This is a genomic window from Streptomyces sp. 6-11-2, assembly GCF_006540305.1.
Lineage (GTDB): Bacteria > Actinomycetota > Actinomycetes > Streptomycetales > Streptomycetaceae > Streptomyces.
The window spans coordinates 7640532-7659391 of record NZ_BJOR01000001.1 but is presented as its reverse complement, the minus strand read 5'-3'; the positions used below and the strand labels follow the sequence as shown (position 1 = coordinate 7659391).

Annotated in this window: 14 protein-coding genes and 2 pseudogenes; 7 read left to right on the top strand and 9 right to left on the bottom strand. The window is 68.2% G+C overall.

Annotation, left to right across the window (positions count from 1 at the left end):
• Positions 1–203: 203 nt before the first annotated feature.
• From TNCT6_RS34375 to TNCT6_RS34350, 6 genes and pseudogenes are all read right to left on the bottom strand, one after another.
• Positions 204–2315: a glycoside hydrolase family 27 protein gene (locus TNCT6_RS34375; RefSeq protein ID WP_141365389.1), complete on the bottom strand. Its 2112-nt coding sequence runs from the start codon at positions 2313–2315 to the stop codon at positions 204–206.
• 600 nt (positions 2316–2915) lie between these two features.
• The gene (locus tag TNCT6_RS34370) at positions 2916–3389 is read right to left on the bottom strand and encodes a hypothetical protein (RefSeq protein WP_141365387.1); all 474 of its coding nucleotides are present in this window, start codon (positions 3387–3389) and stop codon (positions 2916–2918) included.
• Between the two features lie 206 nt (positions 3390–3595).
• The gene (locus TNCT6_RS34365) at positions 3596–4396 is read right to left on the bottom strand and encodes a DUF427 domain-containing protein (RefSeq protein WP_141365385.1); all 801 of its coding nucleotides are present in this window, start codon (positions 4394–4396) and stop codon (positions 3596–3598) included.
• 234 nt (positions 4397–4630) lie between these two features.
• The gene (locus TNCT6_RS34360; protein WP_253266330.1) at positions 4631–5137 is read right to left on the bottom strand and encodes a DUF302 domain-containing protein; all 507 of its coding nucleotides are present in this window, start codon (positions 5135–5137) and stop codon (positions 4631–4633) included.
• Positions 5134–5892 (bottom strand): hypothetical protein, encoded by a 759-nt coding sequence (locus TNCT6_RS40225; RefSeq protein WP_172633145.1) that lies wholly within the window; start codon positions 5890–5892, stop codon positions 5134–5136. The genes TNCT6_RS34360 and TNCT6_RS40225 overlap by 4 nt, the downstream gene beginning before the upstream one ends.
• Before the next feature lie 526 nt (positions 5893–6418).
• Positions 6419–6520, bottom strand: a pseudogene (locus tag TNCT6_RS34350) (IS5/IS1182 family transposase); the annotation flags it as partial.
• A gap of 358 nt (positions 6521–6878) precedes the next feature.
• Between TNCT6_RS34350 and TNCT6_RS34345 the strand changes: the two are divergent.
• From TNCT6_RS34345 to TNCT6_RS34335, 3 genes are all read left to right on the top strand, one after another.
• Entirely contained in the window at positions 6879–7874 is a 996-nt protein-coding gene (locus TNCT6_RS34345; RefSeq protein WP_141365383.1) for an amidohydrolase family protein, read from the top strand.
• A 619-nt stretch (positions 7875–8493) separates the two neighbouring features.
• Positions 8494–9159, top strand: coding sequence for a hypothetical protein (locus TNCT6_RS34340; protein WP_216372826.1), 666 nt, complete (start codon positions 8494–8496; stop codon positions 9157–9159).
• On the top strand, positions 9156–9371 hold the full coding sequence (locus tag TNCT6_RS34335; RefSeq protein WP_141365381.1) for a hypothetical protein: 216 nt from the start codon (positions 9156–9158) through the stop codon (positions 9369–9371). The genes TNCT6_RS34340 and TNCT6_RS34335 overlap by 4 nt, the downstream gene beginning before the upstream one ends.
• Here the strand turns inward: TNCT6_RS34335 and zwf are convergent.
• Positions 9310–10752, bottom strand: coding sequence for a glucose-6-phosphate dehydrogenase (gene zwf / locus TNCT6_RS34330; RefSeq protein WP_141365379.1), 1443 nt, complete (start codon positions 10750–10752; stop codon positions 9310–9312). The two genes, TNCT6_RS34335 and zwf, sit on opposite strands and share 62 nt — an antisense overlap.
• Positions 10753–11641: 889 nt before the next feature.
• Between zwf and TNCT6_RS34315 the strand changes: the two genes are divergently transcribed.
• Together TNCT6_RS34315 and TNCT6_RS34310 are read left to right on the top strand one after the other, a co-directional pair.
• A complete protein-coding gene (locus tag TNCT6_RS34315; RefSeq protein WP_141365375.1) occupies positions 11642–12361 on the top strand; it encodes a hypothetical protein in 720 nt (239 codons plus the stop codon).
• 241 nt (positions 12362–12602) lie between these two features.
• The gene (locus tag TNCT6_RS34310) at positions 12603–13364 is read left to right on the top strand and encodes a DUF11 domain-containing protein (protein WP_141365373.1); all 762 of its coding nucleotides are present in this window, start codon (positions 12603–12605) and stop codon (positions 13362–13364) included.
• A 105-nt stretch (positions 13365–13469) separates the two neighbouring features.
• Here the strand turns inward: TNCT6_RS34310 and TNCT6_RS40220 are convergent, their stop codons facing one another.
• The gene (locus TNCT6_RS40220) at positions 13470–13607 is read right to left on the bottom strand and encodes a hypothetical protein (protein WP_172633144.1); all 138 of its coding nucleotides are present in this window, start codon (positions 13605–13607) and stop codon (positions 13470–13472) included.
• Positions 13608–14230: 623 nt separating this feature from the next.
• On the opposite strand from TNCT6_RS40220, the gene TNCT6_RS34305 reads away from it, so the two are divergent.
• Both TNCT6_RS34305 and TNCT6_RS34300 read left to right on the top strand, forming a co-directional pair.
• Positions 14231–16300: a carbohydrate-binding protein gene (locus TNCT6_RS34305; protein WP_141365371.1), complete on the top strand. Its 2070-nt coding sequence runs from the start codon at positions 14231–14233 to the stop codon at positions 16298–16300.
• Positions 16301–16471: 171 nt separating this feature from the next.
• Positions 16472–16633, top strand: a pseudogene (locus TNCT6_RS34300) (IS5/IS1182 family transposase); the annotation flags it as partial.
• A gap of 15 nt (positions 16634–16648) precedes the next feature.
• On the opposite strand, the gene TNCT6_RS34295 reads toward TNCT6_RS34300, so the two are convergent.
• Positions 16649–18805 carry an alpha-galactosidase gene (locus TNCT6_RS34295; protein ID WP_141365367.1) on the bottom strand — a complete coding sequence of 719 codons (2157 nt, stop codon included), beginning with the start codon at positions 18803–18805 and terminating at the stop codon, positions 16649–16651.
• Between the last annotated feature and the right edge of the window lie 55 nt (positions 18806–18860).

Sequence of the window (18860 nt, the reverse complement as noted above, 5' to 3'; positions counted from 1 at the left end):
GCTGAGGCCCCCTGACGGCCCGGCCCCGGGCGCGGCAGGCACAGCCTGTCGCAGAGATCCGCATGCCGTCAAGATTAATTACTAATTTATTTATCGGAGGGTGTGCCTCCGGCCGAACAAGGCCCGGAGGCACACCTGTTGGTACCGGGAAGTGGTACGGGTTGACGCAGGTGAAGCAGGGTGGAATGGGGTGATCGCAGCGCTCAGAGCGCGGCCTGGTGGACGCGGCCGTCCACCCCGCGGAAGGCGACGAGCACGCCGCCGTCGGATCCCGCGACGCCGCCGAGAGCACCGTCGAAGACACCGCTGACGAAGGCGCTGTTCTTGCTCCAGCCCGCCCAGCCGCCGGACGCGGTCCAACTGCGCGTCCAGAGCGTGTAGTCACCGGCACGGGTGTACAGGTGCACCGTGCCGCCGGAGGCCACCAGCGTCGGGCTGCCGCCGATCGTGCCTCCCAGGGCCGTCCAGTCCGACCACCTGCCGGAGGTGTCACGGGACCGCCACCACACCGCGTCGTCGGTGGTGCGCACGGCCACGTGCAAACGCCCGGCGTCGTCCACGACGGCCGAGGGGCGCCCGTAGAACGGGCGGTCCTGCGGTGCGCCCAGCGCGGTCCAGCCGGAGGCCGGACCGCGGGACCACAGCTTGCCGTCCGCGCCACGCGCGAACAGCGTCCAGTCGTCCGGCCCGGAGAAGGCCGCGGTCGGCGCGTCCGTCAGTGTGCCGCCCAGGCTCTGCCAGCGGCCCCAGCGCCCGTTCGCGTACACGCGCCGGTAGGCGGTGTCGTCGGCGCCGCGGACGAAGACGTCGATCCGGCCGCCGGCGGAGGCGTACGCGGCGGGCTGGCCGAGGATGCGGCCCCGCGTCGGGCCGCCCAGCTCGGTGGTCCGGGCCTTGGACCAGTCACCCCCGCGCGCGGTCTGCGCGCGCAGGGCCCCGTCCCCGCCGCGAGTGAAGACGGTCAGGGTGTCACCGTCCCGCACCAGCGCCGGGCTCGCCGAGGAGCGGCCGGGCAGCTGCGCGCCCGGGGCGTCGTCCGTGCCGGTCAGCTTGAGGAAGGCGGTGCCGTGCGCGGGAACGCGTACCGTGTACGAGCCGCTGAAGGTGCCGCGCGACGTGCGGGCCCGCAGGTCACGCACCGCGACCTTGCCGGTCAGCCCGGCGTCGGCGAAGGTCACCGTGCGATCCTGCGCCTGGTCGGAGCGGTTGAGCAGGACGACCGCCCGCTTGCCCGCGCCCTTGAGCACCTTGCTGTAGACGTCGCCGACGGAGTCCGTCGCCACGCGGACGCCCTGGATGCCCAGCGGGTCCTGGTCGACGGCGATGATCTCGGGGTTGCGCAGGGTGTCGATCATCGATTTCGGCAGGGTGCGCGGGTCACTGCCGAGCACCAGCGGCGAGGCCATCTCGGCCCACATCACGAACTGTGTGGTGGACTCCTCCTCCGTCAGCTCATAGCCACCCTCGGCGAGCTTGCGCATCGGGATGAGGTAGTCCGGGTCGTTCCAGTGCCCGGGGCCCTGGGCCTCGGGGTGCCAGGCGTTGGCGTCCATGTTGCGCAGGACGTTCGGCCACTCCCCCGCCGTCGGGGTACCCCAGGCGATGTCGGTGCCGGTGCGCCAGGAGTCGGCGGTCGTCGGGCCGTGGACGAAGGTGTTGTGCGCGTCCTGCTCGGGGGTGTGCGGCATGCCCCAGTCGTCGGTGAGCGGGTTGCACAGGTTGAGCAGCATCTTCCGCCCCGACTTGGCGACGGCTTCGCTGAACTCCTTGAAAGCCGGGCCCGGGTCGAGCCCGGCGCCGATGCCACACAGGAAGTCCACCTTGATGGCGTCGACCTTCCACCCGGCGAACTGGCGGGCGTCCTCCTCGTAGTGGCCGCGGCTGCCGAGCCCGCACCACGTGCCGCCGTCGTACTCGCCCGCGTCGGTGTAGATGCCGGCCTTGAGTCCGCGCTGGTGAAGGTACGTCACCAGCGCGGGAATGCCGGAGGGGAAGCGCGTGGGGTTGGCAACGAGCCGGCCCGTCTTCGGATCACGTGGCTGGTCGGCCTGCCAACCTCCGTCCAGCCAGACGATGTCGTATCCGCTGTCGCGCAGCCCGCTGCTGACGAGGTAGTCGGCGACCTTCCTGACCTGGTCCTCCGTCGGGGCGCCGAGCCCGTAGTAGGTGTTCCATCCCATGTACGGCGTAGGGGCGAGGCCGCTGTCGTAGTACTGCGGCGCGCCCTGGTCCTCCGCGGCGTGTGCCGCCGGGACCATCGACCCGACCAGCGCCACGGCGCCGAGCGCCACCGCGGTCCGCCGCAGTCGCGCCATCCCTGCACGATGCGAAGCCACTTAATTCTCCCGAGAGTTGGGGGTATGGGGCACCCCGCTCCGGTCCGCCGGGCGCCGGTGCCACGGCGGAAACTGTGCCCAGGCCTCCCAAGCCTGTCAATATTAATTGCTAATTAACTTAAAAACGGGATCGCGCGATGATGCGGCAACGACGCGTTGCCGTACGACATCAGCGGCCGCGCCGGTCGCCTGCCACCCTGGGGAACACGACGCCCGGCGTCGGCCTGCCCTCGGCCCAGCCCACCCTGCGGACCGGCCGGTAGGACGCCGAGGCCGCATGTGCGGGTAGTGGGGATCGTTCCGCGGAGACGGCCGGTTCGGGTAGGCCAGGCCGCGCCGGCGGCCACCGGCGCCAGGGCGTGTGCAGCCTGCGTGATGAGTCCGGCGGCCTGGACGACGTCGTTGTCGGTGGTGGTGCGTCCGAGACTGAGCCGGAGGGTTCCGCGGGCCTGATCGCGGGTGAGGCCGACCGCGGACGCCGCCCGCACTCGGCGGCTTCACCTTTGCCGGCCGAGACGGACACCTGGCCGCCTGAATCAACCAGGACCTCAAGTCCGGGCGGTCATTCTGCGAGCCTGCCTACAAGGAGAACACCGCCTCCCCATCCCGCCAAGCGATCCGCGTCGGCATCGGCTCCCCCACCACCGAGTCCCGCAGGAACAGCGGTGTCGAGCCGGCCATGCTCAGGTAGCCGTTCACACTCCGCGTGAGGGCGAGGCTGTAGCCGTCGGGGGTGTCCGCCCGACCCGTGTGCGTACGGGCAGCCCCTCCGTCCCGCGTCGCCCAGCCCCACTCACTCCACACCCCCGTCACCAGGTCGAAATACCGGTCGCAGGTGTCCGGCGTGGTTCCCAGCACCCAGTACCGGATGTCGAAGGTCGCCCAGCCGTCATCGGGATGGTTCAGGTCCTCGGACAGGACAACCCCGCGGTGCAGGCCCGCGTGGGGCAGGTCCGGATGCCGTAGTGCCAGCGACAGTTCCGGGGGCAGCGCACGGAGCGTCTCCGTGAAGTGACGTAGCAGCTGGGTACGGGCCTCTGCCTGTGTTCTCACCGTTCTCACCCGCATAGGATGCCCGTGGTCGAGCGGGAGAGGGGGGCTCCGGTGGGAGAAATGCCAGGTGCGCGTGAGGAGTTGGACCGGCTCGGGCGTGCCCTGCGTGCGCAGCCGGCGTGATCGCCCACGCCATCGCCGAGGCCATCGCTGAACCGTCCCCATCCCCCGGTGCACTGATGCCGAAGTGACTGGGAGTGTGCAGGTCAGACGCGGTGTTGCTGCTCCCATATGGCTCTGGTGACGCCAGAGGGGCGTGGCAACAGGTGGCCGTCGAGGTAGAGGTCCACGCGCTCGTTGTAGAAGGCCACCAGTCCGGCGATGGGCGCTACCTGCCGGGTCGGGAAATCGTATGCCCAGGCGAGGTCGGGGTAGGTGGCCGTGTCCGTTGTGACGGACCAGTAGCCGCTGGTGTTGCCCTTGTAGGGGCAACTGGTGACGGTGTCGGTCGGCTGCATGCGGGTCCAGTCGATGTACACGCGGTCGAGGTAGTAGCGCGTCGGGAGGCCTGTCTCCAGCACCATCACCGAGGAAGGCGCGTCCGCGAGCACGGCTCCGTCGAGCATGACGCGCACACCGCGGCCCGACCTAAGCGCATCGACGCGGGTGTAGGGACTCCTGGGGTGGACGAACACCTGCTCGTCCTCTTCGAACCATGCGTCGATGGCCTCCCAGCGGAAGCTGACACAACCGGCGACACCAGGTACGTCATCGGCCCACTCCCAGGCCGCGCCCGGACGGGTCAGCGAGCCCAGTCGGAGGGTGTGGCGACGCGCCCTGCCGACCCGTAGCGCCATGGTCCGGCCCTCGTCGAGGAGAGCACCGTCGCGGATGTCTTCGCGAGGAACGCAGTATTGCGGGTAGCCCGGCCAGAGCCACACGTATCGCGCCCGCACAGTGTCGAAGACGGGAAGGTTCCCCGCATAGCCCCGGATTCGACGCGGTACGGGTTCGACATGGCCGACCGGGACGATCATCTCCGGGTAGTCCGGTGTGAAGCGCTCCATGATCTTTTGTCCTCATGGCGTTGGCGGCGAGTGCTGCGGGGGTCGCGCACGCAACCCCACCGGCACCAGGCAACCACGCGGGCGACTGTCCGGCATCTCCTCCCTCAGGCGGGTCCGGGACGGGCATCCAAGGGGACACGCCGATCGGCCGGGAGAGCCTCTTGCGTACTGGCCCGCCTGGTGCGATCCCGTCGCTCCGGCCGCACCGTAGCGGTCGGCCGCCACCACATGGAGTCACAACTGGGGAGGTGCGTCGCCACCGAGCAGGGTGACCAACTGGGCGAGGAGGGCGTCGAGTTCGCGGCCGACGTCGGCGATCCGAGGATTGCCGTAGCTGGCGAACAGCAGGCTGGGCTGGTCGACGGCGAGTTTGGTGTCGCCGTCGGGGTCCGCGTAGAGCAGGGTCCTCAGTGGTGCGTGCACCATAATCGACGGGTCGTGGCGGAACATGCGTTCGGCGATGGTGTGGTTGCCCATCAGGTACTGCGTGGCCTTCCAGGAGGACGGCGAGCCGGCCATGACGGCGGTGATGTCGCTGCGGTAGTAGCGCATGAAACCATGCGGGGCGTTGATCTCGGCGAGCTCGAGCGTGGCCTGCCAGGAGGCCATCTGGAAGAAGCGGGGCAGGTCGACCTCGGGGACGAGGGCTTCGTAGTGCTCGCGCGCTGCGTCGTAGGGGTCGGGGAGCGCCACAACGAGCCGCCGGGCGGGGTGGTCGATGAAGGCGGTTTCCGTGGTCATGGCCGTACCTGTTCGTCGTCGGAGTGGACGAGTTCGACGTCGTGGATGTCGAGCGTGATGGAAGGGAGGTTGAGGTTGACGCTGTTGTCGGGGTTCCGGCGAAAGACTCGTCGGCGTGTCGCCACGAGCAGCCCTCCGAAGCTCTGGTAGCGGCTGGTGTAGTGGCCGACGAGAGTGCTGCCGTTGACTTCAGCGATGTAGTCCATGCGGCGTTGCATTCCGAGGGCATCGAAGTAGAACACTTGGTCGGGATTGTGCGTGGCGATCTCGGGCGGGAAGCGCACCTGCAGGCGCCGCCAGGTCTGCCCGACCTCGCGCCACGGTTCGATCTCACGGACCCGTACTTCCGGATGGGTGAACAGGAACGGGGTGGTGAAGTAGTTCCAGCACGCGTAGCCCAGGAAGTAGCCGAGGTGTAGAGCGTCCCAGGTGCTGTCGCGCAGCATTCCCTTGAAGCCGGCGCGTGCAGGGGCGAGACTCTCGACCGGTTCGCCGTCGAGGGTCTGCATGGTGACGCTTTCGGCGGCGGCGTCGAACACCATCCGCCGGTCGGGGCGGGTGAACGGGTCGAATACGATGTGCTCTCCGACCGTGTCGAGCGTCAGGACCTGGTCGAACGTCTTGTCCGGCGGCCAGCCTTTATTCGCCCAGATCGGGCCGCCGATGGAGATGTCGACTTTCAAGCCGCGCAGGGCGTCCCAGAGCGCTTGACCGCCGGCGGTGGCGATTGCCAGATCGAGGAGTTCGTCGCTCATGGGCCCGGTACTTTCCGTCGCGATGCGTATGGCGGTCAGCGTGCGGGGAGAGGGAGGAGCATGCAACCGCTGGTGGCGTGGGTCCAGCAGTCGGTCATCGGAGTCACGGAGCTCTGCCTGGGCGGCCGCGCGTGCGACGGCCGCCGCCGTCACGGCAGCCTCCAGATACTGCGCTGACACGCCCATGCCGAGGTACACCGTCCGCAACCGTCCAGGGCGTCGACGACGTCGCCCGCGCGCGTCACGTCTCCGACGACGGCCTCGGCGCCCGTCGCGCGCAGCGCCTGGACCCGCTCGTCATCACGACGCAGCACCATGGCTCGGACGGGCAGGTCCCGCTTACCGAAGGCCTTCGACCACGGATCGTCCGACGACACCGACGCTGCCCGCCGCGCCAGTCACCAGAATGGACAGCGTTCTGGGTTCCGGGGTGCGGTCCATAGCGGCAGCCTGAGGTGCGCCGGGCCAGGGCGCAACTGGAACCCGACCGCCGACACGGGGCGTGACCGCCCCGTCCACTTCTAGCTGTCGCACGGACGAGGCGCTTGTAGCAGCACAGGACCGTGGCGAGTCCGAGGAAAGCCAGGTGGTTGCGGGAATCACGTTCGTGGCGGGGGCTGAGTCGGCGGCGACGCCGAAGCAGGGCGGCAAGGCTCGCCAGGCGCGGCCACAGACCAGCACGTATCTGACGGCGCCAGCGGAGTGACACAGTCCGTGTTTCGTCGGCCACTTGGCATTGCCTCGTGAAACGGTGATCAGGCATGGCGGCCGGGGTCGCGGCAGGGCTTCCGGCCCGGTCTCGCCTGTTCGCCCTCAGGGCACCGAGGGGAAGAGCCCGCGCTTGGCTCAAGTCCCTTCACACACAGGCGATTTCCACGGCCATGTGCCGGAGCGGGGCCGCGCCGAGCCTCTCCGAGGAGTGTCCGAATTGGGCGCGTTCACCCTCGCGGGAAGGAAGGCGCCTTCAATCGACAAGGAGAGCCTGCATGCCCGGCAAAATCGCCCTCGAAGAGCACTTCAACCTCCCGGAGCTCTCCGGGGAACTCCCGGAGTACGTCAACCCCGACATGATGAGGGACGTCTCCCGGCGTCTGACCGATCTGGGGGCAGAGCGGCTGGCCGAGATGGACGCCGCCGGTATCGACTACTCACTGCTGTCACTGACCGCGCCCGGCATCCAAGGGGAGACCGACCCGGGGCGTGCCGTCACCCGCGCCCGGCAGGTCAATGACAAGCTGGCCGAGTTCGTGGCCGCGAACCCCAACCGCTACGGCGGGCTCGCCGCCCTGCCCATGCAGGACCCCGCCGCGGCCACGACCGAGCTGGAACGCTGTGTGAACGAACTCGGTTTCCACGGCGTGATGCTCAACGGCTTCACCAACATCAATGATGCCAATACCGGTTGGTACTACGACCACGACCGCTTCCTGCCCTTCTGGGAGCGCCTCGAGGCGGTCGGCGTGCCGCTCTACTTGCACCCGCGCGACCCGCTGCCGGGCAACCAGGGCATCTACGAGGGGCACCCGGAGCTGTTCGGCGCAGTGTGGACCTTCACCGTCGAGACCTCCACCCACGCTCTGCGTCTGATGACCAGCGGCCTGCTCGACCGGTTCCCCAATCTCACGCTCATCCTCGGCCACCTGGGCGAGACGCTGCCGTTCAACATCTGGCGCATCGACCACCGCGCAGCCATGATGGGTGACCTGATCAAGTACAAGAAGCCGCTGACCCACTACCTGCACAACAACTTCTACGTCACGACCAGCGGCAACTTCCACACCCAGACACTCAACGCGACCATGGCCGAGATGGGCTCCGACCGGGTGCTGTACTCCAGCGACTACCCCTACGAGTCCATGCGCGAGGCCTCCGAGTGGTTCGACAACGCCGCCATCAGTGACAACGACCGAGTCAAGGTCGGCCACACAAACGCCAGGCGCCTGTTCACCAAGCTGCCGGAACAGATCGGCAAGAGAGCCTGACCACGGCACGACACGGCGCAACCAACGGTGGCGCAGAGAGCAGATCGGCACCCCTCCTGGGGTCCCTTTACCCGCCTGGCCCTCTGGACTTCTGGACTCCCGGGCTTCTGCCACAGGGGGCCGAAGCCACCCACACTGGTCGGTCTGGAAGCCGCTGCCCAGTGATCAATTGTCAGACAGGGCCTGGCTTGATCTTCAACCTGGGGCTCCGTTTGAGCTTGCGACGTCGTCGCGCACCGCTGGTCAGGCTGGAGGTATCGAGCAGCGGCAGCTTGAACTGAACGATGCGCCAGTGTCCGGTGCTGGTCCGCAGGTGCACGGCTGGAGGCAGAACGGTCCGGCGACTGCACCGGCAGGCTTGCCGCGAGCCTGAAGAGCCGCCCCTTGTCACCGCGCCCACCGAAGAGGCCTGGACGCGTTGCCACGTGTTGGCAGCACAGGTCGGCCTTGCGAGCAGGGGCAGACCCGCCACGGGGGGAGCTGGCCTGCCCCTGCACGTTGGCACCCGCGAGCCTCCCCCGGAGTGCAGGCGCCTGACCCCGCCCGGGGTCACTACGCACAGCGCGACATGGAACCGGAATGTCACAGGTCGCGGTGGATGGTTACGAGGTCAACACCCTTGGCTCAGGTCACCGCCCAGACCCTTGCTGTCAATCCGCAGTTGCTGCTCCGCAATCCCGAGATGCTGCGCAGGGCCTGGGAGATGCAGGCCGAAGCCCGCGCCGACTTCGTCGAATTGTTCGGCACCGATCTGCTCGTCCTGGAACCCCGCGAGGCGCAGATCCAGCTGCGGGAGTACTACCGTCACCGGCAGGAGGAAGCCCTCGACGACGAGGCTGCCGCGCAGGCGAGGAACGGCGGCCCCTCCCTTGACGAACTCAGCAGCCTGCCCGAAGAGCTCCTCGACACCGAGACCGTGGCCGTGATCTACGATCTGGACGAAGGCATCTGTTACTACGCGAACTTCGGCCACCTCGATGCGCTGTTCGCCGAGCCGGCCCTGGCCCGTGACCGCATCCACCTGGCACAGCTCCGGGAGTACCTGAACGACGACTCCGTCTCCCCCATGGTGATCCGGCGCCTGGTCCAGCGCCACCCCGAAAATGCCGATCCTGTGTTCCGCGCTCTCCTGCGCAAGCCCGCGTTCACCTGGGAGCGGGACGGTGAGGAGCTGTTGCGCCGCCGTAAGAAGAGCCACTACCGACACAAGCCCCTGCCGAGCGTCACCCCGGTCGGCGCCCGCCTCGCGGAACTCCTGCGCGGGGAACGGCGGCACAGCCGATGAGTCTCACCACCGCCGAACTCGACGCAGTGATCGCGGAGGCGACCGTCGACGCCTACGACGAGTACGAGCAGCTCGCCGCCTTCCGGGCGGTCATCGAGGACCGGCTGGCCCTGCCGTTCAACAAAGCCGTGCTGGGTGTCACAGTGACCGTCACCGCATCGCGTCGTCGGCATCCGGCAGATTCCACTGATGAGGTGCGATCAGTTCGCTGACGGCCGGGTCCGGGCCCCATGAGCCGACGGCGTACGGCTGGGGCGGCGGTGGGTTCTCGAGCAGGGGGGTCGATGCCGCCCAGATGTGCTCAATTTCGTCGGCCCGCGTGAACAGCGACTGGTCGCCGAACATGGCGTCCAGGAGCAACCGTTCGTAGCCTTCGAGTTCGTACTTCTGGCAGAAGGAGTCAGCGTAGCGGAAGGTCATCGTTGCCGGTCCGAGTCGCATGGTGGGGCCGGGTTCCTTCGCGAGGAAGCGGGCGGCGATCCACCCGGGGTCCCCGAAGTCGATCACTATCTTGTTGCCTGTGTTCTTCTCGTGATGGGAAAGATCGGTACGGAACATCCTCAGGGGCGGCTCTCGCAGGCCGAGGGTGATCACCTCTCGGTGCTGTGCCAGGTTCTTGCCGGAGCGCAGGTGGAACGGGACTCCGGCCCACCGCCAGTTGTCCACTTCCAGTCGTAGCGCGGCGAACGTCTCGGTCTGCGAATCCTGCGTGACACCCGGCTCGTCACGGTAGCCCTCGTACTGTCCGCGTACGGCGTGGGCGGGTTCGATGGGGCGCAGTGCCTCGAAGACCTTGGCCTTCTCGTCACGCAATGGCTGGGCACCGAGCGAGACAGGTGGTTCCATGGCCACGATGCCGAGCACCTGGATCAGATGCGTGACGATCATGTCCCGGAAGGCTCCAGTGCGTTCGTAGAAGCCGGCTCGACCCTCGAGGCCGAGCGTCTCGGGTACGTCGATCTGCACATGGCTGATGTGGTCTCGGTTCCAGATGGGCTCGAACAGGCCGTTGGCGAAGCGGAGGGCGAGGATGTTGTCCACCGACTCCTTGCCCAGAAAGTGGTCGATGCGGAAGATGCGGGATTCGTCGAAGACGGCATGGATCGTCTCGTTGAGTGCGCGCGCGGAGGCGAGATCGGTACCGAAGGGCTTCTCCACGATCACCTTCGCGTTTTCTGCCAAGTTGGTGCCGCCAAGCATTCCGATCATGGATTCGAACGCGGAGGGAGGGACGGCCAGGTGGAACAGTCGGCGTGGCTGCCCGCCGAGGGACTCCTCGGCCGACCGTACGGCCGCGAGCAGCGGGCCGGGATCTTCGGGCTCGGCGGCGGCGAAGGACAATGACTCCTCGAAGGACTGCCACTCCGGCCCGGACGGCTCGGACGGGCCGAAGGTGGCGATGGCATCGTGCGCGTGTGCGCGGAACGCGTCGTCGCTCAGCGCGGACCGGGAGGTACTCGAGCCCACAATGCGGTAGCCGTCCGGGAGGAGGCCTGCCCTGGCGAGGTGGAACAGGCCAGGGAGCAGTTTGCGCTTGGCGAGGTCGCCGGTGGCGCCGAAGAGCACGATCAGGTGGTTGTCTGGGCGTGTCACGATCGGCTCCTCTTCTCGGCGTGTCCGCCGAACTCACTGCGCATGACGGACAGAACCCGGTCGGCGAACTCGCCGAGGCCCCGGGACCGGAATCGCTCGGTGAGCGCCGTGGTGATCACGGCTGCTGGTACGCCTTCGTCGACCGCCGCGAGTACGGTCCACCGCCCCGCAAGGAGGCAGGGTCCTTCCGGAAGGACCGCCTACTCAGGCCACATGGTTGAAGGCTTGGCCGAACCCAGGTCATTCAACTCACCCACTCTGATCAGCCTAGGATCGCCCATGCCCACCCTCAACTTGAGCCGTTTTGCCCGCCGGGCAAGCCCGCTCAACAGGGGCACTCGACGCGGATCATCACCATCTGCATGCAAGGCGACACGCACGGTTCGACCCGGCCGCGGGGCAGCGGCAGATCCACGAGGGCCACCCCTGGCTCCTCGGCGCCTGCTGGGCCTTCTCCCACGAGACCGGCACCCACGCACTGCGCCTGATGGAAAGGCGCCTACCTCAGACGACACCCGGGAACTCTGAGCCTGGCCAGGGCTGCCCCGCCGCCGCAGGCGACGGACGCGAACTATCACCGGGAAACTGATGCCATCGAGCAATTCACGTCACAACCTCGATGGCCTCGATCTGGCGGGCGCAGCATAGGGCCACGCCACTGCGCCGGTAACGCCTACCGGGCCTGATCGGTGGTCAGCTTCATGGGTTGCCTTCGTTTCCTTGCCGATGGTGGCCAGTACGTTGAGGCCACGGTGGGTGACGTAGAGCCCGGACTCGGGGTCCGGGAACGACATGCCGCGCCGTGTCGGCCGACCCGGTCGGAACCACGGCGGCGGTTCGCCGGCACGAGCCATGTCCGGGCGGCGGCTGCCTACCGGGGGCGTTCGCGGTGCAGCGGACCTTCGCGCCGGAGCGCACCCCCAACGAGCTGACCGGCTGGACGTCACTCGATACGGCGGACCTTGAGCTGGCGGCCTCCGAAACGGCGCGGGTGTGCACCACCATCCGGGTGCCCAGGGACGCCGCCGCCGGGGAGCGATACGGCGTCATCTGGGCGCAGACGGGCACCCCCACGGACCGCTCGCACACTATGACGATGCTGGGCCGGGTGGGCGTCCGCATGTACATCGATGTCGGTCCCGGTGGTGAGCCACCCTCGGACTTCAAGATCGAGCGGCTCTATTCGACCCGAGCCCGCGACGGGCGGGGGGAGGTTCGCGCCCGGATCCACAACACAGGGGGCCGTGCCCTGGACATCGGCGGGGCACTCTCCGTCTTCGACGGGCCGGGCGGACTGCGCGCTGGTCCGTTCTCGGCCAAGACGGGCACCACACTGGCTCCGGGCGACCTCGCGGAGGCGGTCGTCCCGCTGGACGCACGGCTGCCTGACGGCCCGTGGACCGCGGCGCTCACACTCAAAAGCGGCCTGGTCGAGCACACCTCCCGCGCCACCATCACCTTCCCGACGACTCCCGGTAGCACCGGAGCGGTCGCCGCGTCAGCCGCCCGGCAAGGGCGCTTCCCCACCCCTGTGGTCGCCGGGCTCTCAGCCCTCGTCCTCACCGCTCTGTGCCTTCTGCTCTCCAAGTCCCTCCGGCGCCGCCGGTGACCGCTCCGACCGAGCCCCGCCCCCACAGCCGGCTGATCTGCTCCGTGGGCGACGCATGACGGTCGCCATCGAGCGCGTCACCGCTCCGCGCACCACTCGCGCACCCGCTGTGTTCGTCGACTCTCGTGCGCTCGCCGCGGTCACCGTCGTGTCTTGTGCGCGAGCCACTCACGGAAGCGTGAAGTGATCTTCATATCACGATGAGTATCCACGGCTTGTTATCGACGGTTTGGATGCGGAGATGTCGGTGTTCAGGCATGGGAGAGGGCGGGCTGGAGCAAGCCGCAGCACGGAAGGCATGGGCGGCATGTTTCGCTTGCTGCTGAGGGCGCGGGCCCGCAATACGGGGGCGGTCATGATGGCCAGGCTGGTCGTCCTGGCGATCGTCCTGGCCACAGTCTGGACCGCCACGGTTCAGCGCGCCTACGTCGCCCAGGTCAACGACGGGAAGGCGCCGATGATCGGCACCTTCACCACCACCGGCCTCACCGAACCCAGTGGCACCGCCACCACAGACCCCAGCGGCACCGACAACACCGGCAGTACCGGCCTCACATTTACGGTCACCCCAGTCAACAAACCCTCCCTGACCATCAGCAAAAGGCACGCGGACGCCTTCACCCGGGGCAAGGACGGCGTTTACACCATCACTGTGGGTAACGTCACCGCGGTCGGCCCGACCAATGGCACCAAGGTCACCGTCCACGACATCCTGCCCGCAGGTCTTCGGGCCGACAGGATCACCGGCGGGGGCTGGCACTGCATTCTGGCCACCCTCACCTGCACACGCAGTGACGTCTTGCCTGCCGGGCACAGCTACCCGCCCGTCACCGTGAAGGTCGACGTCTCCTGCAACGCCCGTGCACGGGTCACCAACTCCGCTACCGTCACTGGAGGCGGTGACACCACCACCCACACCGCCACCGACACCACCACGATCAAGCGCCGCGAGCACCACGGGCACGACGGGCGTCACGACCACTGCGATCGCCACGACCGCTGACAACACTCGGCCCGGGTGGACGTAGCGGAAAGCGTGCAGAGGTACAGGCGCTTAAAGGGCGGCCTGTTCCGAGGGGAAGTGGCCGCAGGCGGTGACGGCCCTGCGTTAGGCCTGGTCCGCGTCGGCCGCGGTGTAGACGGGCGTGAAGTCGGCGGCGACCTCGGCCCAGTCCCGCCGCGAGCAGTAGCGCGGGCTCGATCCGGCGGTGACAGCAATGGCGACGTAGATCGGTCGATTCGCCACCTGGCCGTCGCGGATCCTCTCGTCAACGGCGCCCCCGGTCGCGGCGCCGACACCGCGGTGCTTTTCGGCGAGCCGTCGCACCCGGTCCCTGCCGCCAGTGAGAGGCAGCGGACGCATCGCCGCCGATCACCGAGCCGGACGCCAACTACCACCGAGTAATTGTCGCCATCAAGCAACTCACGTCACAGAACAAGGGCGTCGCTGCCTCAACGCTTCGGCCAGGCACGCTGACGCCGGCGGCGACGGCCCCGGTTCGAACGCCACGTTCCCCGGCGGAGCTTGGCTGAAGCTCACTTACTTCATGCCTTGACTTAATGCCAATGAAATTGCTTGGATCCAACCCGTCGGTGAGGCGGGAGGGGGCAATGCGGTGGCTGTCGCCACGCCAGGACACCTAGCTGTCAGACCCTTTCCGTGCGCCCCTACTACGGGCAGCAGTCTCAATCCCCTTATGAACGCGTGTAGTTGCCGCCAAAACCAGCAGCGAGCCGAGCCGCCGCCCTGGCACGGCGCCGAACCCCGATACTCCCCCAGACTCCAGGAGAAGCTGTGAGACGTCCTCGCACCGCGATCGCCGCCGTCGCGGTCACGGCACTGACCGCGCTTATCGGCCGAGTGTCCGGATGGGTGTCGACAAGGGCTCCCCTGCCGATGCCACCGTGGTCGTCGATCCGAGCACCACCCGGCAGAAATACTCAGGCATCGGCTTCTCCGTGGACGAGACGAGCGTCTCCAACCTGTGGAAGCTCACCCCCGCCCAGCGTGATGCGGCCATCCGGCTTCTGGTCGACCCCAAGAACGGCGCGGGTCTCGACCGGTTCCGGTTGACGATCGGCAGCCCCGACCTCATCGAACATCTCCCGTTCTGGTCGGAGGACGACCTCCCCGCCGGCGTCACGGAGGACTTCGGCCTCAAGCACTTCTCCATCCAGCGGGACATCGACCTTCACATCGTCGACACCGTCAAGCTCATTCAGCGCTACAACCCGAAGGCCACGTTCTTCGCCTCCGCGTGGAGCGCACCGGCGTGGATGAAGACGAACAACCGGTTCACCGGCGAGGTCGCGCTGAAGCCCGGGAGCACCACGGACTACTACCAGGTCGGCAAGTTGCGCGACGACTGCATCGATGTGTTCGCGCGCTACTACGTCAAGTTCGTCCAGGCCTACGCGAAGCACGGAATCCGCGTCGACGCCCTGACACTGCTGAACGAGCCGGGCATGGACGTGGTCTACCCGGCCATGGACATCAGCGTCGCCCAGCAGCAGAAGCTGGCCCTGGCGATCAAACGTGAAGTCCGGGCCGCGCGGCTGAACACCCAGCTCCACGTCCACGACTTCAACTTCTGGGACTGGCGTGATCCCAACAGCACGGCCACCAAGAACTACCACCGCATCTTCGACGACGCCCCCGACGGCTCGGTGACCGGCAAGCAGGTCCGGAACGCGGCGGACGCCATCGCCTTCCACCCCTACTGGGGGGACCCGCGTGTGATGCGCGACGCTTACGAACAGACTGGGAAGCCGGTCCACCTCACGGAGACGAGCGACCTCTCACCCTCGACGCTCCTCAGCGACTTCCGCCTGGATGCCGGGTCATACATCCTGTGGGCCCAAACCACGGATCAGGACGGCGGAACGCTGCACTGGACACCCGCGCGGGACAACAACATCGACTGGGAGAAGGTCGCCGCCACCACCAAGTGGCCGAACCGGCTGGTCACGGTGAACACGACGACCAAGGATTTCACCGTCCGCGACGAGTTGTACGACATGGGGCAGTTCGCCAAGTACCTTTCCCCCGGTGACGTGCGCGTCGAGTCCAGCGCCGCAGAACACGGCGTCAGCAACGTGGTCTTCCGCTCCGGTGCCGACAAGTTCGTCGCCGTCCTCGGCAACAGGAACAGCACCGACAGCAGGGTCCGCATCGTCGTCGCCGGACAGTCGTTCGTGGTGACCGTCCCGGCCGGCTCCTTTGCCACCTACCGGTGGCAGGGCAGCGCTCCCTCGGGCCGCCACAACCACGCCCCCGACCTCGGCCCGACCGCCGATGTGGTCGTCGACCAGTACAGCACCGTGCGCCTTCAGTTGCGGGCCACCGACCGCGACGGGGACCGGCTGGCCTACTACGCCACCGAACTGCCCGACGGCGTCACCATCGACCCGGTCACCGGCCTGGTCACCATCCACCCGACCACAGCCGGTGAGCAGGACATGACCTTCTACGCCACCGACGGCAGGGCGCGCGACCAGGTGAGCGTCCACCTGACTGTGCGGCCGCACGCGGTCCCGATGGGCGAGAAGATCGAGGCCGAAGGCTACATCGAACAGCACGGCTGGACCGCAGACGGCAGCAACTTCATCGAGAGCAACGCCGCGGCCAGCGGAGGCAAGAACGTGGGCTGGACGGCCACCGGCAACTGGCTCAAGTACCGCATCGACGTGGCGCAGGCAGGAACCTACGATCTCGAGTCGCGCGTCGCCAACGGCACCGGGACCACCGCACCGAACGCCCTGTCCCTGCGTGATCAGAGCGGAGCCACGCTGGCAACCGTGTCGGTGCCTGCCACGGATGGCTGGGCGAGTTACCAGTCCGTGCACGTGCCCGTGACCCTCGCAGCCGGGGAACAGACGATCACCGTCTACTGCGAAACGGGCGGCTTCAACCTGGACTTCCTACGGTTCACCGAGTAGCCGTCCGTCTTCCGACAGCCAGGGTGCCCTGCGATGGTCCCACACCCGCTGCACCCGCCCACTTCCGCGGGTGGGACCATCGCAGCACCCCACACCGTGAGGAGGATGCTTCGCGTTGCCGACGGCGATCGTCACGACGGTGCCAAGCCCGGTACGGCCCCGGGTTCCGGCCGGTCCGGGATGTATGGCAAGTTCCGCGGCAGGGCAGTTCGGGCGCACCGGCTGGAATCCTACGACCGGCTCGTCGGGCTCGTGCTCGACCGGATCGCCATCGACGGCGGCTCCATCGCCAAGGGCCTGAAACGCTCGGGCATGACGGATGGTTACGGGATCAGCCCTGACGGAGACTCATGACGTCGGGCCGGTGCCGTCGGCCGCCACGTCGTCCACCCTGATCAGGTGCAGGGAGGTACTGCACCAGTCCCCGACCGGCAGCTCGGGTGTGATCCCGTACCCGGTCAGTACGGACGCGTGATGCTCGGCGCCGGTAGCGGCATCCCGGTAGCGCGCGGCGGGATCCAGGCCGGCGAGCCTGAGGACGGGGCGCGGCGTGCCGTGGCGGAGTGCCCGCTGCCACACCAGCACGAAGACCTCCCGGCGGTCCGGGGTGGTGTACTGCACCGCGGTCGGGCCGTCGTCGACGGGACCGCGCAGCCGGTGCTGGATGCCGTGCTGCACGATGTGACGGACCCTCTTGTACTGCGCCACCAGTTCCGCGCCTTGAGCCAATTCCTCTGGTGTCCAGCGTGCGAGGTCGCCGCCTACCGCCAGGACCCCCGCCATCGCGACATGGAAGCGGTAACGCAGCGGCACCGAGCGGCTGGTGAGCTGGTTGGGCACATCCGTCACCCACGCCGCCATCACCCGTGCCGGGTAGATCTGGCTGAAGCCGTGCTGGATGGAGACGCGGTCCACCGCGTCGGTGTTGTCGGACGGCCACGCCTGGTCCGTACGGGAGAGGATGCCGAGGTCGACGCGACCGCCGCCACCGCTGCAGGTTTCGATCCGCAGCCCGGGGTGGTCCGCTCGCAGGCGGTCGATGACGTCGTAGAGGTTGTGCACGTACCGCGTCCACAGGAGGTCTTGGCCGTCTTCACGGGCGGGCCAGCCGGCCTCGCTGAAGGCTCGGTTCATGTCCCACTTGAGGAAGTCGATTCCGTTGTCCGCGACCAACCGGGTCAGCCATCCGTACGCCCACTCGGCGATGTCGTCACGCGCGAAGTTGAGCACCAGTTGGTTGCGCAGTTCCGTGCGGGTGCGGTGCGGGAAGTGCAACACCCAGTCGGGGTGCGCGCGGTAGAGGTCGCTGTCCGGGTTGACCATCTCGGGCTCCACCCACAGGCCGAATTGCATCCCGAGCCGGTGGACCTCCTCGACCAGCGGCCCCAACCCCTGGGGGAGCCGCTTGGGGTCCGGTGCCCAGTCGCCGAGACCGGCGGTGTCGTCGCGGCGGCCTCGGAACCAGCCGTCGTCGACGACGTAGAGCTCCACGCCCAGCTTCGCCGCCTGGGTCGCAAGCGCCTTCTGACTGGCTTCGTCGACATCGAAGCCGGTGGCCTCCCAGGAGTTGAACAGCACGGGGCGCGTCTCGTCCGGGTGCGGGAGCACATGGGCCAGGACGTACGCGTGCCAGGCGCGGCTCGCCGCGCCGAAGCCGCGGTCGGTGTACATGGCCGCGAAGCGCGGGGTCGCGTATTCCTCGCCCGGGCCGAGTGGCAGTTCCGCTCCGTCATGCCCGGCTCCGCCCGTGAAGGACGCACGTCCGTCGGGCGTGCGCTGCACGATGAGGTGCCAGCTTCCGCTCCAGGCCAGGGCGGCGCTCCACACCTCGCCCCGGTCCTCGGTGGCATCGCCGGCGTCCAGCATCAGCCACGGGTTCGCGTGGTGGCTGGTGATGCCGCGCCGACTGGTGAGCACGGTCTCGCCGTGCGGCACCGGCTCCCGGTGCAGCAGGCCCTCCGCCGACCACTGGCCCGTGACATGACTGATCCGGTAGTCGTCGCGCGGCGACAGCGTCCAAGCGGCCGAATCCGCGCGCAGCACGGCGATCGGTTGCTGTCCGGTGTTACGCAGCACGGTCCAACGCTCGATGACGTCTGTGTCGTCGTGGACACGGTAGTGGAGGGTGACCGCCAGCGGGTGGTGGCGGTCGCGGAACTCCAGGGCGAGTTCCGTCGTACCGGGCGCCGATTCGCTGATCCGGTGGCCCAGGTGCGCCCACTCGAAGGCACGGGTGCCGTCGGCGAACCGCACCCGGAGGGACGGCGCTCCGTACCGGGCCCCACCGTCGACCGGCAACTCCTCGCCGGCCGGTGAGCGGCCCTCGAAGCTGCTGATCTCCCCGGCCTGAGGAGGCACGAGGTGGCCCGCCGCCGCAAGGGGCAGCCGAGGTCCCCAAGCGAGGTGACAGGGGGCCCCGGTGCGATCGATCCGCATCGCGTACGACGTGCGCGCGGTGGAGAGCAGCCAGACGCCGGAGGCCGGTTCGAAGGAGATCTCAGACATGGATCCTCACGTTCGGAGAGTGCCGCACAGGAGCAGTGCGCAGCCAACTCCGCCT